Here is a 14,212-nt window from a genome sequence, read left to right as displayed (position 1 = left end):
GGCCTAATACATAGATGCAACGGGGCGGCAGTTTTTTTAAAAGCGGGTAGACAGTGGGGGCGAGTCCATACATAGCAGCTGGCGAAGCCTGCGTTCGGCTCGGGCCGCGATCGGACGTAGCAGTCGTGAAACCTGAACACGCGGTTTTCCTGTAACACCACATCGTCTGATTCCACGACTGCTGCGTCCGATCGCGGCCCGAGCCGAACGCAGGCTTCGACAGCTGCTACAGGGCTATGTCGCGGCAAAGACGTTTTCACTTAACAGGATGTTTATGAACACTGATGCTTTCGCGCCACTGCAACTCCTCGCTGCGCAACTGATGCCCCACGCGCTTGAGCCGTCGGAAGATGGTGCCCATGATCTGTCGCACTTGCAGCGGGTGTGGCACAACGTGCGTACGCTTCACGCTGAAGAAGGTGGCGATCTTGAGGTGCTGCTCGCGGCAGTGCTGTTGCATGATTGCGTGGCGGTAGAGAAGAACTCGCCGCTGCGTCCTCAGGCCTCGCGGATGGCCGCCGAGAAGGCATCGATCATGTTGGCGGACATGGCTTGGCCTGGCGCAAAAATCAGCTCGGTTGCCCATGCCATCGAAGCGCACAGTTTTTCCGCCAACATCGCGCCGACCACGCTCGAAGCGAAAATCATGCAGGACGCCGACCGTCTCGACTCCCTTGGCATGCTCGGCGTGGCGCGCACCTTTTACATCGCCGGACGTATGGGCAGCGCGTTGTACGACCCGCAAGATCCTGAGGCGAAGGCACGAGATTACGATGACAAACGTTTTTGCCTCGACCATTTCCAGACCAAACTGCTGCACCTGGCGGATGGATTCCAGACAACCACCGGCCAGCGTCTGGCACAGACTCGCCACGAACGGTTGAAGGGTTTCATGGATCTGTTCAAGGAAGAAATAGGCGTCCGCTAAACGCATTACTCCGGCCAGCGCTAACCCTGAAATCGATAACCACATACCTGACATCAGCGCCTTGCGTGATAGATAGATGAAGCTCTCTCCTATCGGTCAAGGAACCGCGTCATGCCTAGCGCAACACACCAAGTCTCAAGCAGGTTGTTCGGCCTGTTTTGCCTGGCCAGCTATCTGCTGTCGCTGTCTTATGGCTCGACCTTTTTGCTGTCGTTGTTGATCGGTTCCCGCGGCGGCAACGAGCACGATGCCGGCAGTGTGATTTCGGCGGCGATGCTCAGTACATTTGCAGCGGTGATCGTCTCCGGGCACTTGTCCGATTTGCTCGGCGCGGCGCGCTCGATTGCGCTGTTCGGCATTCTGCTGGTGGCCGCCAGCCTGGGCTTCGCCTTGGCGCCGGGCTTCGGCAATCTGCTGTTGTTTTTCGGGCTATTGCTGGGGCTGGGTTGGGGCGTGTTCTACACCCTCGGTCCGATCATTGTGGCCAGTCTGGTAACGCCCGCCCAACGCGCGAAATACTTTGCGCTGTTGTCGGGCAGCATGATGACCGGGATCGGCAGCGGTCCCTTGTTAGGTCGCGCAGCCAGTGCCCTCGGGTATCCGATCACCGCGGCGTTTTACCTCGCGGCGCTGGCCAGCCTGATCGGCGTGTTGCTGTTCTGGCGGTTGGATTCGCAGCTGAAAAAAGCGCCGGGGCACTCGGCAGCGGTGTCACGAATTTCCTGGCGTGCAGCGGCGCAAGTGCTGTCGTCCAGAGCGGTGTTTCCGATCATCATGGTCGGCCTTGGCGGTTGCGTTTTCGGCGGTCTGTCGAGTTTTCAAACCAGCTATGCGGCGGCGCGTTCACTCGACTATTCACTGTTCTTCCTCGGCTTCATGAGCGCAGCGATCAGCAGCCGCATGCTGATCGCCGGTTTCGTGGTCAAGCGCGACCCGTTCCGGGCGTCCTGCCTGTTGTCGGGCTTGATGATGGGCTCGATCCTGATGTTCGGGTTTGTCGTCGACGACGGGTTCAGCTACGTGCTGGCGGCGGTGATGCTCGGGGTCGGTTACGGGCTGACCTATTCGGTGATCAACGGCCTGGCGGCCAACGAGGCACCGCACGGCACCACCGCGCAATCCTTGCTGCTGTTCAGTCTGTCCTACTTTATCGGCGTGTTTGGCTTCCCGTTGCTGGCCGGGAAAATCATCGTGGAACAGGGGATGGCGACGCTGTTGCTCACGGTATTGGCGGTTGCTGTACTGAATTGGCTGATCAGCGTGGGCCGGCTGGTCTGGCGCCGAACCGTTATCAGCAAAGCGTTGCAGCAGGCCTAGACCGTTCGTCGTTCATCAGGCACCAATCCCAATCGGGGGCGGACCAACCTCTAGTAAAGGATTCTAATTAAATGGACCTATCCACATCCATGAAGAGGTAACCATGAACGTCGATAAAAACCTTGAGAAAGAAGTCCTGACCCGTCTGCTGCATGCCCATCCAATCGGTTTGGGCAAAGAGGTCCTGGACAATTACCGGGGGGAAAGAGTCGTGGCCAGCACCCTCGCCACGCTGCAGGATCGTGGATTGATCCAGCATGGTCATGTGATCTGCAACGAGGCCGGTGAGCACTCGTTGAACTTGCCGATCAAACTCAGTGCCGCAGGGGTTGAGGCGGCGCGCAAGCTGGACGTTTAACAAGACGAATCAGGTCGCAGTCGTGCGCGGCTGCGACCGTTTGAGAGACTCTACAAGCAGCAGGAGAAATCCCATGCCTCGTGGAAGCAAAGACAAGTACACCGCCGAGCAGAAACGCAAGGCTCAACACATCGAAGAGAGCTACGAGCACAAGGGTGTATCGAAAGAGGAAGCCGAAGCCCGAGCCTGGGCGACGGTGAACAAGCAGTCGGGTGGCGGTGAACGCAAGGGTGGTTCGGGACGCAAGAAACCGGCGAGTGCCAAGTCGCAAGATCGCCAGGAATCAGCTCGTCGTGCGGTGGCCAGCCGCGAAGGTCATTCGCGTAACAGCAAGGCTTCGCGCGAAACCCAGACCGTCGACAGTTTGATGAAAGAAGCGCGGGCGAAGAAGATTCCGGGACGGTCGAGCATGCGCAAGCAGGAGTTGATCGAGGCGTTGCGCAAGGTTGGGTAAGGCCGATTCATATGTTGAGTTTGAAGGCCCCATCGCGAGCAGGCTCGCTCCCACACTGAATCTGTGAACGACACAAATCCCCTGTGGGAGCGAGCCTGCTCGCGAAGGCGATAGATCAGGTGTCAAAGGTCTTGCCGATTAACGCATCCACCTCAGCAGTCCCCGGCGAAGTCGCCGGCCCCCACCGAGTGACCGCCAACGCAGCCGCCGCATTAGCCCGCCGCGCCGCTTCAAACGGTACCAACCCATGCGCCAACCCGGCCACAAACACCCCGGCATGCGCATCCCCCGCGCCGTTGCTGTCCACCGCCTCAACCTTGAAACCCGGCACATGCTGGCGGTCTCCACGCTGGCTGATCCAGCACCCTTGCGGGCCGTCACGCACCACCATCAACACGTCGGCCGGCAGATGATCGGCCAACCGGTTCAACGCCTCGGCAATGCCCGATGCACCGGTAAACTTCAACGCCTCGACACTGTTGCTGGTCCACAGATCGATGCGCGCCAGCAAGGCTTGCATCAACGGCTCATCCGGCGAATCCACCAGCGGGCCCGGATCGAACACCACGTTGATCTCTCTCGGCAAATCCAGCACCCAATCCACCAGCGCCTGGGCTTTACCGCCATGCAGCAGGCTGTAGCCGCTGACGTAGACATAGTCCCCCGCCTCGGCCGGCACGCTGGCCAAATCCTCGACCGTCAGCTCACCTTCGGCACCGATATAGGAAATGAAACTGCGCTCGGCCGACGCTTCGGTTACCGCGACGCACAACCCCGTATCCCGTTCGGCGCGGTGAGTGATGCCGATCCGAATGCCTTCAGCCTTCATCGCCTCACGGGCAAGATCACCGAAACGGCCGGTACCGTGGCGGCCGAGATAGACCACCGGCAAGCCATTACGCTGGGCGGCAGCCATCACATTGAAGCCGCCGCCAGCTTCGAAACTGGCGGATTGCGCCAGCACGTCGCCGCCCGAATGCGGCAGTTTATCCACGGCCATGACCAGGTCGATCATGACCTGGCCGGTGTGCAGCAATCTAGGCATGAGCGTTCTCGGTCATCGCGGCACGACGATCCTTGGCGCCGCCGAGTACAAAATAAATCCCGCCAGCCACCAGGAACGTCACGATCCAGCCGAGGCCGTTATGGCCCAGCCAGGAGTCGGACAGGAAGCCACGGAACCACACGGTTTGTTCGGTCGTGCCGATGGTGGTGAAGCTGAAGCCCAGCATGATCGCCAACGCCCACGCACCAAAGGCGCGCCACTCGATACCGCCGCTGTACCAGTAAGCGCTGCTCGGGCTCACGTCCAGCAGGTCTTTGGGGCTGTAGTAATGACGATGAATCAAGTCGACGACAAAGATCCCGACCCACGCGGTGATCGGCACGGCCAGCAGCGAAATGAAGGTAATGAACGGGCCGTAGAAACTGTCGGCGATCAGCATGAAATAGATCGAACCGGCGAAGATCGCGACGATGTCGACCACGACCGCGTAGACACGTTTGACCTTCAAGCCGAGTGTCAGCGTGGTCAAACCGGCGGAGTACACCGACAGGTTGTTCGACAGCAGCAACCCGCCGAACGCGGTGATCAGGTACGGCACGGCCATCCAGGTCGGCAGCATGTCGCGGATCGCGATGATCGGGTCGGTGGCCGAGGCCAGATCGTTGTTGCCCACCGACAGCAGACCGCCGAGGGTGATCAGCAGCACCAGCGGAATCCCCGCACCGAACGCCGCCGACGCCACCAGACGTGCGGCTTTGACGCTGCGGTGCTGGTAGCGCGACATGTCGGCACCGGCGTTGGCCCAACCGATCCCGGTGCCGGCAGCCATGGTGCCGACGCCGATAATCATTGCGCTCAGCGGTGCAGGCGTGGCGTTGAACACCGCGCTCCAGTCGATGGTGGCGCAGAGGAAACCGCCGACCAGAATGTTCAGCGCACCGAACACGTAGGTTGCCCACTTCTGGATCACCAGCAAGGTGGCGTGACCGAGGCCCGACACCGACAGGGTCAGCAGTACGAAAATCGCAATGAAGATCAACGTCAGCACGGGTGCGCTTTTGGCTTCCACCGGCGAGCCGAACAGGATCGAGCACAGCGACAACAACACGAACGCGGCGGTGGTGGTGTTGACGGTTTCCCAGCCCAGACGCGACATCAGCGAGACCAGGGTCGGGCCGATGTTGCCGCGTACGCCGAAGATCGCTCGCGACAACGTCAGGCTCGGGGCGCGACCACGGCGACCGGCAATGGAGATGATCCCGACCACCGCGAAGGAACCAGCGGCGCCGAGGATCGCGACGATGATCGCCTGCCAGATCGCCAAGCCGCGAAACGCTACAAGGGTCGCGCCCAGCGGCAGGCCGAGGATGGAGATGTTGGCAGCAAACCAGACCCAGAACAGCTGCAGCGGATGACCGTTGCACTCCGCTTCCGGCACGGGTTCGATGCCACGGGTTTCCAGTTGCCCGGCGCTTTGCCCGGCGTTTGTTGAACTCATGTGAAATGCTCCTGTTGCCTTTGTTGTGGTTGTGGGCAATTGCGGAAGTCGACATAACATCCCGGCGGTCCTGGCCGTATTCGTGCTTTCCGTTGCGGTGAAAGAATTTGAGTGCGCGGTGCGTCCTTCGCGAGCAGGCTCGCTCCCACAGGTACGGCGTGTACCTTAAGGTTTGCACTATCCCTGTGGGAGCGGGCTTGCTCGCGAAGGCGCCAGTGCTGTCAACGCAAGGCCAACAGCCCTCGCACCAACGGTTCCAGCTCCAGATCATTGACAGCTTTGACCTTGTCGATCATCGCCGCCGGCCAACTCTCAAGACCCAGGCAAGCCCCAAGCATGGCGCCGAGAATCGCCGCGATGGTGTCGGTGTCGCCGCCAAGGCTCGCGGCCATGCACAGCGCTTCGAACGCGTTCATTTCACCAATGGCCACTTGCTGGGCCAGGGCAAACGAGACCACCACCGATTCCTGTGAAGCCACCGATGTGCCGATCACGTCGTACATCAAATCCGCCAGCAACGCCTTGTCGCTGTCGACACTGATGGTCCGCGCCCAGCTGATGCGCGAGGCGATGCGTCCGCCAGCCACCCAGTAGCCGTGGCTTTCAGCTTGTTGAGCGATTTGCTGGCCGAGGTTCAACGCCTCGCCCAGGTCCATGCCGTTGATACCGGCCGAAACCACCGCCGCCACCGCCGCCGCACTGGAAATGCCCAGCGTGGTGTTGTGGGTGACCTGGCAAGCCTGCACGACAGCGCTGATGAAACGCTCAGGGTTGGCGACATCCGCCGCGATCCCGACCGGCGTGATGCGCATTGCCGCGCCATTGGTGGTGCCGTAGCGCCCCGCTTCTTCCGGCGAGTGGCCGGCGAGGATCATCTCGATAGCACGTTTGGTCGAAGGGCCGAGCAAGTCTTGCGAGCCCTTAGCCTGCATCACGGCTTCCCATTCGATCAACCGTTGGGCGAGCAGCGACGGTTCGATTCGGCCCTCGCCGTCGACCAACAATTGGCCGACCAGAATCGCCTGCTCGGTGTCATCGGTGATCGAGCCTTTGAGCATGTTGGCGGCGATCGGTTGATCGGGGCCAGCATCTTCCAGGTCAGTGATTTTGCCGAAGCGCACCTTGATCTCGGCACGGCTCAGGGATTGGGTCGGCATGCCCAACGCGTCGCCCAGGGCCAGTCCGTAGAACGCGCCCAATGCACGATTGAGCGCGGTCATATTGACTCTCCAAACTGCAGGTGCAGGCGAAAATGCACCGGGTCGAGCAAGCTTTCGACCTGCTCCATGAAGCGGTTTTGCCGGTCGTAGGTGGTGCGCAAGGCCTTGAGGAACACCGTGCCTTCCGGACGGCCGAGCAGTTCGGCGTCTTCGGCGTTCAAGGGTTCGGCTCCGATCCATTGATCGCCGCGCTCGCCGATATAGCCGTAGGCGGCCAGGGTGATGGTCAGGGAGTTGTCGATAAGGCCGACCCGCGGCAGGCTTTCCAGGCCTCCGGTGGCGGGCATCAATGAGCGTTCAAGGGAGACCAGCTTGCCTTCGTTGGAACGGCGGCGACGGTCGAGGGTGATGAATTGGTCGGTGCCGAAACGCGGCAACAGGTCAGGACGGGTGACCGCCTCCAGCCGCAGCACTTCAGTATTGATCAGCGCCCCGCTGTCGGCCAGTGCCTGCGCCCAGCCGCTGCGCTGATCGAGCACCACACCGTCGAAGGTGACGATGGAACCGACTCCGCTTTGCGTCGCGATGTAGTTGCGCCGTTTCAACTCGGCCAGGGCTTCACGCAGCGTTCCTCGGCTGACTTTGAATTCTTGAGCCAATTGATGCTCGCCCGGCAGCAGAAAGCCGTCCTCCATGAGGCCGCTTTCGATGCGCCGGATGAGTTCGTCGACCACCCGTTGTTTCTTGTCAAATCGTACCTGTCTAATCATGTACAAAGTGATAACCGAAACGGGCTGGGGCGAGCAAGGAATATTTCGGGGAAGTGACGGAAGGAGGACCGCTATGCGGTCAATCGCGAGCAAGCTCGCTCCCACAGTGGATCTCAGTGAGCACAGTTTTTGTGCCTGACAGAGATCATTGTGGGAGCGAGCTTGCTCGCGATGACGTCAGCTCAGTCAGCGCAAGGTTAGCGTTGTTTGAGGCGGTCGATGACAACGGCCAGCAGCAAAATCGAACCGCGAATCACGTACTGATAAAACGTATCGATATTCTTCAGGTTCATCGCATTCTCAATGATCGCCAGAATCAACACCCCGGCGATCACATGCCGGATCATGCCGATCCCGCCGCTCAACGACACCCCGCCCAACACACAGGCAGAAATCACCGTCAGCTCAAAACCCTGGCCAATCATCGGCTGACCGGACGTCATGCGTGAAGCCAGGATCACCCCGGCCAACGCCCCGATCAACCCGTGCACGGCAAAGATAATGATCTTGGTCCGGTCAACGTTCACCCCGGCCAGCAGCGCTGCTTCCTGGTTACCGCCGATGGCCATGGTGTTGCGCCCGTAGGTGGTGTAATTCAGCAACCAGCCAAAAAACAGGAAGCAAACGATGGTGATCAGAATCGGCACCGGCACACCCAACAACTGGCCGTTACCGAAGACGAAGAACTGCTCTTGCGACACACCGACCGCTTTGCCGTTGGCGAAGATGTAAGCCAGGCCACGAACGATCTGCATGGTCGCCAGCGTGGTAATCAACGCATTGACCCGCAGCTTGGCGATCACGATGCCGTTGATCAAGCCGACGATCAGCCCCATGAACAGCGCCGCCACCACACCGAGAAACACGCTGTTGGTGTCGCGCATCACCACCGCCGCAACCACGCCGGCGCAGGCAATCACCGAACCCACCGACAAATCGAAGTGCCCGGACGCCAGGCAGTACAACATGGTGCACGCCGCAATCCCCGTCGTCGAAATCGCCAGGCCCAGGCCGCGCATGTTCAGCGGCGAGAGGAAGTTGTCGATCAGCAAGGTGCAGAGCACGAAGATCCCGACGGCCGCCAGCAGCATCACCCAGTCATCGAGAAAGCGCCGCAGGTCCAGAGGTTTGCGCTGGGTGGGCAAAGCGTTGTTTTGAATTGTCATAGTCACCTCTCAGTTCGCCACGCCGTCAGCGCGTTGGCGCGGCAAAGCCAGTTGCAGCAGGTTGGATTCATTGGCCTCTGCGCGAGACAACTCGCCGCGCATCGCGCCTTCGCAGAGCACCAGGATGCGGTCGGAAATACCCATCACTTCCATCAGGTCGCTGGAGACCACGATCACCGCGATGCCGCTGGCGGCCAGGTTGTGGATGATCTGGTAGATCTCGGCTTTGGCGCCGATGTCGATGCCGCGAGTCGGTTCGTCGAGCAGCAGGACTTTCATCGGCATCGACAGCCAGCGGCCGAGAATAGCCTTCTGCTGGTTGCCGCCGGACAGGTACATGATTTTCTGTGCCGCGTTGGGCGTCTTCACCTTCAGCGCTTTGATCTGCTTGTCGGCGTTGTCCTTCTCCCACAGGCCACGCAACAGGCAACCGAAGGTGGAGTGGGCGCCGCGGGCGCTGATGTTGATGTTCTCGGCGACGCTGGCGAGCGGCAGGATGCCCTCTTTCTTGCGGTCCTCGGGGCACAGCAGAATCCCGGCGGCAATCGCATCGCGGGGTGAACGCAACTTCAGTTCATGACCGCGCAATTCCAGGCGTCCGGCGGTGTTGCGCTCAAGCCCACTGAGCATGCGGAACAGCTCGGTGCGACCGGCGCCGACCAAACCGAAAAGCCCGAGAATCTCGCCTTTGTGCACCTCGAAACTCACCGGCTCACGCAAACCCGGCCCCAGCAAACCGTCGACCTTGAGCGCCACCGCGCCACGCTGACGGTGGCGGTAATCGTAGATGTCCTGAATGTCGCGACCGACCATGCAAGTCACCAACTGATCATGAGTCAGTTCGCTCATGTCCTCGAACGTGCGCACAAAGCGACCGTCCTTGAACACCGTCACCGCGTTGCAAATACGGAACACTTCTTCCATGCGGTGGGAGACGTAAAGCACCACTTTGCCTTCGTCGCGCAGGCGACCGATGATCGCCATCAAACGATCGATTTCCCGCGCCGACAGGCTGCTGGTCGGTTCGTCAAACGCGATCACATGCGCCCCACGGGACAAGGCCTTGGCGATTTCCACCAGTTGCCGCTGACCGAGGGACAGGCGCCCCACTTTCTCTTGCGGATCGATTTCATCGGCCAGGCCTTTGAGGCAGGCCAATGCCTGTTGCCGCAACGCGCCGCGATTGATCAGGCCGAAACTGGCCGGCAGATGACCGAGGAACAGGTTCTCTGCCACGGTCATTTCCGGGACCAGGTGCAGCTCTTGATGGATCACGGCGACGCCACTGCCGATGCTGTCGGCGGTGGACTTGAAGACCCTCGTCTGCTCGCCGATCTGCAGGTCGCCGCTGCTCGGGGTGTAAGCCCCGCCGAGGATTTTCAACAGGGTCGATTTGCCGGCGCCGTTCTCGCCCATCAAGGCGTGAACCTGCCCCGGGTGGGCGACGAAGCTGATGCCATCCAGCGCCTTCACCCCGGGAAAGGTCTTGCCGATCCCGTTGAAGCGCAAGCTGCCGCCGGCAGTGTGTTGTTGTGTTTTTGATTGCGCGTGCATAACCCACCTCTTCCCACAGATCAGGCAGCCCCGTCGCCAGGGCCACCGATGAAATCAACCGTGCCTCAGTTCCAGAGGCCGATCTTTTCCAGCTCCTGCTTGAAGTTCTCGCGAGTGATCAACGTCACGTCGTCCATCGCGGTGTACTTCGGCGGTTCTTTGCCGGTGGTGACCCACTCGTACATCATGCTGGCGGTGTTGTAGCCCTCGATGTGCGGGCTCGGCAGCATCGAGCCGAAGAAACCGCTGTTGGCCTTCTTCAATTCGCCGATGGCGTCAGTGCCGTTGATGCCGATGCCGATCACGTTGGCCGCGGCAAAACCGGCGCTCTCGGTGGCGCGCACGCCGCCCAGCACGGTGTTGTCGTTCATGCCGCCGATGATCAGGTTTTTCGCTGCGCTCGGCAGTTTCACCAGCGCCGAGTTGGTGGCGTCCATGCTGCCGGGTACGTCGAGGGTTTTCAGTGCCGAGAACAGGATGTGGTCTTTCGGCATGCCGGCGTCTTCCAGCGCCTTGACCGAACCGTCGGTGCGTTTCTTGCCGGTGTCGAGTTCGTTGAAGGTGTTGATCACCGCGTAGGTGTCTTTCCAGTCCCAGCCGCGTTTCTTCGCTTCGGTGGCCATGGCGCTGCCCTGCTTCTGGCCGACTTCGAACGCCGCCATGCCGAGGTATGGAACGTGTTCCATGAACTTGCCGCCAGCATCGACGAAGCGGTCATCGACGGCGATGACTTTCAAACCGTTGAGCTTGGCCTTGGCCATGATCGCAGGTCCCAGGGACACGTCTGGCGGACAGATCACGAAGCCCTTGGCACCGTTGGCGGCGAGGCTGTCGATGGCCGAGAGGGTTTTCTCGCCGTCCGGTACGGCGATCTTGATGACGGTGAAGCCCTTCTCTTTCCCGGCCTTTTCGGCGAATGCCCATTCGGTCTGGAACCAGGGCTCTTCCGCCTGCTTGACCAGAAAACCGATTTTCACTTCCTCGGCCGCCAGCAACGAACTGCTCAGGCTGACCGCGGTGACCGCCAAAGCGGCACAGCACAGGGAACGGATCCCACGACGACGATTCATAAGCTGACTCCTTGTTATTTTTTTTGAGCGTTATTTGAAAGCCAATCAAACTGTGCAGCTAATAGTCCTATCGTATGATGATTGGATTTCAGACGTAGTTCCGCGCCTGAAACCCGATTGACTCAGTCGTGGTACATGACCGAGCGACCGCCATCGATGGTGATGCACGAAGCATTGATAAACGGCGCTTCATCGCTGGCCAGGAAAACAGCGGTCATGGCGACTTCGATCGGCTGGCCGATGCGACGTGGCGGGTGCAGATCGAAAGCGCGCTGACGTTCGGCATGCGGGTCGGCAAAACCGTTCCAGTAATCGACGTTCAGTTGGGTTTCGATGTAACCCGGCGCGATGGCGTTGACGCGAATGCCCTTCGGCGCATATTCGATGCCCAAAGCGCGGGTCAGTCCGAGCAGGCCATGTTTGGCCACCGGGTACGGGAAGCAGCCGGGAATGATGTGAGTGGAATGGGTCGAGGCGATGTTGATGATGCTGCCGATGCCCTGCTCGATCATCTGCGGCAGCACCGCTTTGCAGCCATACCAGGCACCGTCCAGGTCGATGGCGAAGCAGCGACGCCAGTCTTCCTCAGTCATTTCCAGCGGATCGCGGAACACATTGACCCCGGCGCAGTTGACCAGCACATCGATGCGACCGTGCAGCTCGATCGCCAGTCTGGCCATGGCGTGCAGGTCTTGCTGGTTGGAAACGTCAGCCTTGATTGCCTGAACGTCGAAGCCTTTGTCCCGCCAGTGGGCTGCGACTTTTTCGACTTTCTCACCCTGGATATCGCTGATGATCAGCTTGGCCTGCTGGGAAGCGAAGGTCGCGACAATCGCCTCGCCGATACCTTGAGCGGCGCCGGTCAGCAGCACGACCTTGTTTTTCAGGCGCTCACCCTTCGGCGGTTCGGGCACCGGTGGCAAGGAAAGAGGTTCAGCCATGGATCAGGACTCCTTTTCGAAGGCACGACAAAATCCGGGCATCTGTCGATGTCCGGTCAAAAGGCTTTTTGGAAAATCGCTGCATCACTTCACCTGTTTTGTTTTTTTAAGTGTGAGTGCGTGTAACTGATGGAGCCGACTATAAACCCGACTGCCAAATAATCTCAATATATAATTTTACATCCCATATTTTGGGATTTATCCGGAAAACCGAGTACAGGTTTTTCCGGGCACATCGACTCGAATCGACAGCAACGCGCCGTCCAACGGATGGTTGAGCGGGCTCGCGGCGCTGGTGATGTACAGGGTTTTCAGATCTTCACCGCCGAATACGCAACTGGTCGGGCGGCTGATGGGTAGTTCGATCACGCGATCAACCTTCCCGTCCGGGGTCAGCCTGAGCAGACAACTACCGTCCCAGCGGGCGTTCCAGAGATAACCCTCGGCATCCATCGCCGAACCATCAGGACCGCCGCGTTCATGCGGTCCGAACCAGACCCGGGCCGGGTCGAGGTTGCCGTCGGTACGGATGAAGTATTGGTAGAGCGTGTTGTCGAGGCTGTCGGCGAAATACACGGTGGTCGCGTCTTCGCTCCACAGCAACGTGTTCGGGATGCCCAACCCGCGAAGCAACGGCGTGACCCGAGCATCGCGATCGATGCAAAACAGGCCACCGGAGCGCCGCACAATGGGCACGTCTTCGCCCTGTTCGCCGATGTTGTTCTGCATGGTGCCGAGCCAGAGCCGGCCTTGAGCATCGCAGCGGGCTTCATTGGCGCGATTGCCGGGTTGCGGATCGGCGACGCAGAGCAAGGTCAGTCGTGGTTCCAGGCCGGGGGAATCCAGATCGAGTCGATACACGCCGCTGGTCAACGTCACCAGCGCATCGCCGCTTTCGCAAGGGATGAAGGCAGACACGTGCTCGGGCATTTGCCAGATCTGCACGTTGGCGCCAATCAGCCGCAGCGCCTGTTGACCGGCGATATCAACCCAGTACAGCGCCTGGGTCGGCGCGTCCCAGAACGGGCCTTCACCCAGTCGTGCCCGGTGCTCGGTAACCGCAGTCCACGTCATGAAACCTCCTGCTTTCTTATTGTTGTCAGCTGGCCTTTTTGTCGGCCATGACTTGCGGGTAGAAGCGCTTGATGGCCAGGTCGGCGTTATCGATCAGGGTCATGCAGGCCCAGACACCCCGCGCGGCATCCCGGGCGGCGATGGCCTCGGCCATGTCTTTGTGAATCGGTAGCGTGCGGCGCAGTTCGTCCGGGTCGGCGGCGGACACTTCGAACGACACCGCCAGCAACGCGCCGAGGGCCGGGACCATTTGTTCGATAAATTGATTGTGGCTGGCAGCAAGGATGCACTCGTGGAAGAACTGGTCGGCGCGGTTGTAATCGATGCCGCTGTCCACTGCCCGCTCCAATGCGTTGTAAGCCTGGAGAATAGCGTGAACCTGCTCGACGGTAGCGCGCTCGCAAGCCCAGCGCACGGCCATGGGTTCGATGGTGCGGCGCAGGTCGAGCAAGTCGTCGACGAAGTTTTCCGGCAAGCCGCTGCGCGACAGCCAGCCTACGACTTGCGGATCGAAGAGGTTCCAGCGACGCACCGGCAACACCCGCGTGCCGACCTTCGGCCCGACTTCGAGCATGCCCTTGGCGACCAGGGTTTTGATGGCTTCGCGGATAACGGTGCGGCTGACACCGAGCTGCTCGCCCAGGTCGGCTTCGACCTTGAGCGTCTCGCCCGGTTTGACCTGCCCCGTGGCGATCCAGCAACCCAGCCAATCGACCGTCGACGCATGAAAACTGCTGGACATGGACACCTCAGTTCAGGGACGGCACACAGCCGTTCGCGATGGGTGTCTACGCTAATCATCATACGATTGGGTGTCAATTTGATTTTTCAGTCTGGCGGCAGATGAGGCGATTTGAACGAACCCGCTTTGTGACCTACGGTTAGCCGCGACAGATCAAGCGCAACTAAAGTCCGC

Annotated in this window: 14 protein-coding genes; 4 read left to right on the top strand and 10 right to left on the bottom strand. The window is 60.3% G+C overall.

The window, feature by feature from the left end:
- Positions 1-274: 274 nt before the first annotated feature.
- The 4 genes from ASC74_RS17610 (at position 275) to ASC74_RS17595 (ending at position 3,057) form a co-directional block, all read left to right on the top strand.
- The gene (locus ASC74_RS17610) at positions 275-928 is read left to right on the top strand and encodes an HD domain-containing protein (protein ID WP_056742786.1); all 654 of its coding nucleotides are present in this window, start codon (positions 275-277) and stop codon (positions 926-928) included.
- Between the two features lie 111 nt (positions 929-1,039).
- Complete coding sequence (locus ASC74_RS17605; protein ID WP_056742784.1) at positions 1,040-2,245, top strand: MFS transporter; 1,206 nt, start codon at positions 1,040-1,042, stop codon at positions 2,243-2,245.
- A gap of 103 nt (positions 2,246-2,348) precedes the next feature.
- Positions 2,349-2,603, top strand: a complete 255-nt coding sequence (locus tag ASC74_RS17600) for a hypothetical protein (RefSeq protein WP_056742783.1) — start codon at positions 2,349-2,351, stop codon at positions 2,601-2,603.
- Between the two features lie 73 nt (positions 2,604-2,676).
- Positions 2,677-3,057 (top strand): Rho termination factor N-terminal domain-containing protein, encoded by a 381-nt coding sequence (locus ASC74_RS17595; RefSeq protein WP_056742782.1) that lies wholly within the window; start codon positions 2,677-2,679, stop codon positions 3,055-3,057.
- 115 nt (positions 3,058-3,172) lie between these two features.
- Here ASC74_RS17595 and ASC74_RS17590 read toward each other — a convergent pair whose 3' ends face one another.
- The 10 genes from ASC74_RS17590 to ASC74_RS17545 all read right to left on the bottom strand — a co-directional run bounded on the left by ASC74_RS17590 (position 3,173) and on the right by ASC74_RS17545 (position 14,038).
- Positions 3,173-4,102 (bottom strand): PfkB family carbohydrate kinase, encoded by a 930-nt coding sequence (locus tag ASC74_RS17590; protein ID WP_056742781.1) that lies wholly within the window; start codon positions 4,100-4,102, stop codon positions 3,173-3,175.
- On the bottom strand, positions 4,095-5,561 hold the full coding sequence (locus tag ASC74_RS17585; RefSeq protein ID WP_056742780.1) for a purine-cytosine permease family protein: 1,467 nt from the start codon (positions 5,559-5,561) through the stop codon (positions 4,095-4,097). The genes ASC74_RS17590 and ASC74_RS17585 overlap by 8 nt, the downstream gene beginning before the upstream one ends.
- A gap of 221 nt (positions 5,562-5,782) precedes the next feature.
- A complete protein-coding gene (locus ASC74_RS17580) occupies positions 5,783-6,781 on the bottom strand; it encodes an ADP-ribosylglycohydrolase family protein (protein WP_056742779.1) in 999 nt (332 codons plus the stop codon).
- Entirely contained in the window at positions 6,778-7,491 is a 714-nt protein-coding gene (locus ASC74_RS17575; protein ID WP_056742778.1) for a GntR family transcriptional regulator, read from the bottom strand. Before ASC74_RS17575 ends, ASC74_RS17580 begins: the two co-directional genes overlap by 4 nt.
- A gap of 197 nt (positions 7,492-7,688) precedes the next feature.
- The gene (gene araH / locus ASC74_RS17570; protein WP_056742775.1) at positions 7,689-8,657 is read right to left on the bottom strand and encodes an L-arabinose ABC transporter permease AraH; all 969 of its coding nucleotides are present in this window, start codon (positions 8,655-8,657) and stop codon (positions 7,689-7,691) included.
- A 9-nt stretch (positions 8,658-8,666) separates the two neighbouring features.
- Positions 8,667-10,211 carry an L-arabinose ABC transporter ATP-binding protein AraG gene (gene araG, locus ASC74_RS17565; protein ID WP_056742770.1) on the bottom strand — a complete coding sequence of 515 codons (1,545 nt, stop codon included), beginning with the start codon at positions 10,209-10,211 and terminating at the stop codon, positions 8,667-8,669.
- A 65-nt stretch (positions 10,212-10,276) separates the two neighbouring features.
- A complete protein-coding gene (locus ASC74_RS17560; protein WP_046049090.1) occupies positions 10,277-11,281 on the bottom strand; it encodes a substrate-binding domain-containing protein in 1,005 nt (334 codons plus the stop codon).
- A gap of 122 nt (positions 11,282-11,403) precedes the next feature.
- On the bottom strand, positions 11,404-12,222 hold the full coding sequence (locus tag ASC74_RS17555; RefSeq protein ID WP_008152305.1) for an SDR family oxidoreductase: 819 nt from the start codon (positions 12,220-12,222) through the stop codon (positions 11,404-11,406).
- Between the two features lie 198 nt (positions 12,223-12,420).
- Positions 12,421-13,296, bottom strand: a complete 876-nt coding sequence (locus tag ASC74_RS17550; RefSeq protein ID WP_056742768.1) for an SMP-30/gluconolactonase/LRE family protein — start codon at positions 13,294-13,296, stop codon at positions 12,421-12,423.
- 25 nt (positions 13,297-13,321) lie between these two features.
- The gene (locus ASC74_RS17545) at positions 13,322-14,038 is read right to left on the bottom strand and encodes a FadR/GntR family transcriptional regulator (RefSeq protein ID WP_008152308.1); all 717 of its coding nucleotides are present in this window, start codon (positions 14,036-14,038) and stop codon (positions 13,322-13,324) included.
- Positions 14,039-14,212 lie beyond the last annotated feature (174 nt).

Source organism: Pseudomonas sp. Root329 (assembly GCF_001424925.1).
In the GTDB taxonomy this organism is placed as follows: Bacteria; Pseudomonadota; Gammaproteobacteria; order Pseudomonadales; family Pseudomonadaceae; genus Aquipseudomonas; species Aquipseudomonas arabinosi.
The sequence above is the reverse complement of the archived record's forward strand: the minus strand, read 5'-3'. Positions and strand labels throughout refer to the sequence as shown.

What these genes read in the sequence shown, in the direction of transcription:
- ASC74_RS17610 (WP_056742786.1), top strand. Translation starts at nt 275, where the DNA reads ATGAACACTGATGCTTTCGCGCCACTGCAACTCCTCGCTGCGCAACTG.
- ASC74_RS17575 (WP_056742778.1), bottom strand. Translation starts at nt 7,491, where the DNA reads ATGATTAGACAGGTACGATTTGACAAGAAACAACGGGTGGTCGACGAA.
- ASC74_RS17545 (WP_008152308.1), bottom strand. Translation starts at nt 14,038, where the DNA reads ATGTCCAGCAGTTTTCATGCGTCGACGGTCGATTGGCTGGGTTGCTGG.
- ASC74_RS17555 (WP_008152305.1), bottom strand. Translation starts at nt 12,222, where the DNA reads ATGGCTGAACCTCTTTCCTTGCCACCGGTGCCCGAACCGCCGAAGGGT.
- ASC74_RS17580 (WP_056742779.1), bottom strand. Translation starts at nt 6,781, where the DNA reads ATGACCGCGCTCAATCGTGCATTGGGCGCGTTCTACGGACTGGCCCTG.
- ASC74_RS17585 (WP_056742780.1), bottom strand. Translation starts at nt 5,561, where the DNA reads ATGAGTTCAACAAACGCCGGGCAAAGCGCCGGGCAACTGGAAACCCGT.
- araG (WP_056742770.1), bottom strand. Translation starts at nt 10,211, where the DNA reads ATGCACGCGCAATCAAAAACACAACAACACACTGCCGGCGGCAGCTTG.
- ASC74_RS17590 (WP_056742781.1), bottom strand. Translation starts at nt 4,102, where the DNA reads ATGCCTAGATTGCTGCACACCGGCCAGGTCATGATCGACCTGGTCATG.
- ASC74_RS17560 (WP_046049090.1), bottom strand. Translation starts at nt 11,281, where the DNA reads ATGAATCGTCGTCGTGGGATCCGTTCCCTGTGCTGTGCCGCTTTGGCG.
- ASC74_RS17595 (WP_056742782.1), top strand. Translation starts at nt 2,677, where the DNA reads ATGCCTCGTGGAAGCAAAGACAAGTACACCGCCGAGCAGAAACGCAAG.
- ASC74_RS17605 (WP_056742784.1), top strand. Translation starts at nt 1,040, where the DNA reads ATGCCTAGCGCAACACACCAAGTCTCAAGCAGGTTGTTCGGCCTGTTT.
- ASC74_RS17600 (WP_056742783.1), top strand. Translation starts at nt 2,349, where the DNA reads ATGAACGTCGATAAAAACCTTGAGAAAGAAGTCCTGACCCGTCTGCTG.
- araH (WP_056742775.1), bottom strand. Translation starts at nt 8,657, where the DNA reads ATGACAATTCAAAACAACGCTTTGCCCACCCAGCGCAAACCTCTGGAC.
- ASC74_RS17550 (WP_056742768.1), bottom strand. Translation starts at nt 13,296, where the DNA reads ATGACGTGGACTGCGGTTACCGAGCACCGGGCACGACTGGGTGAAGGC.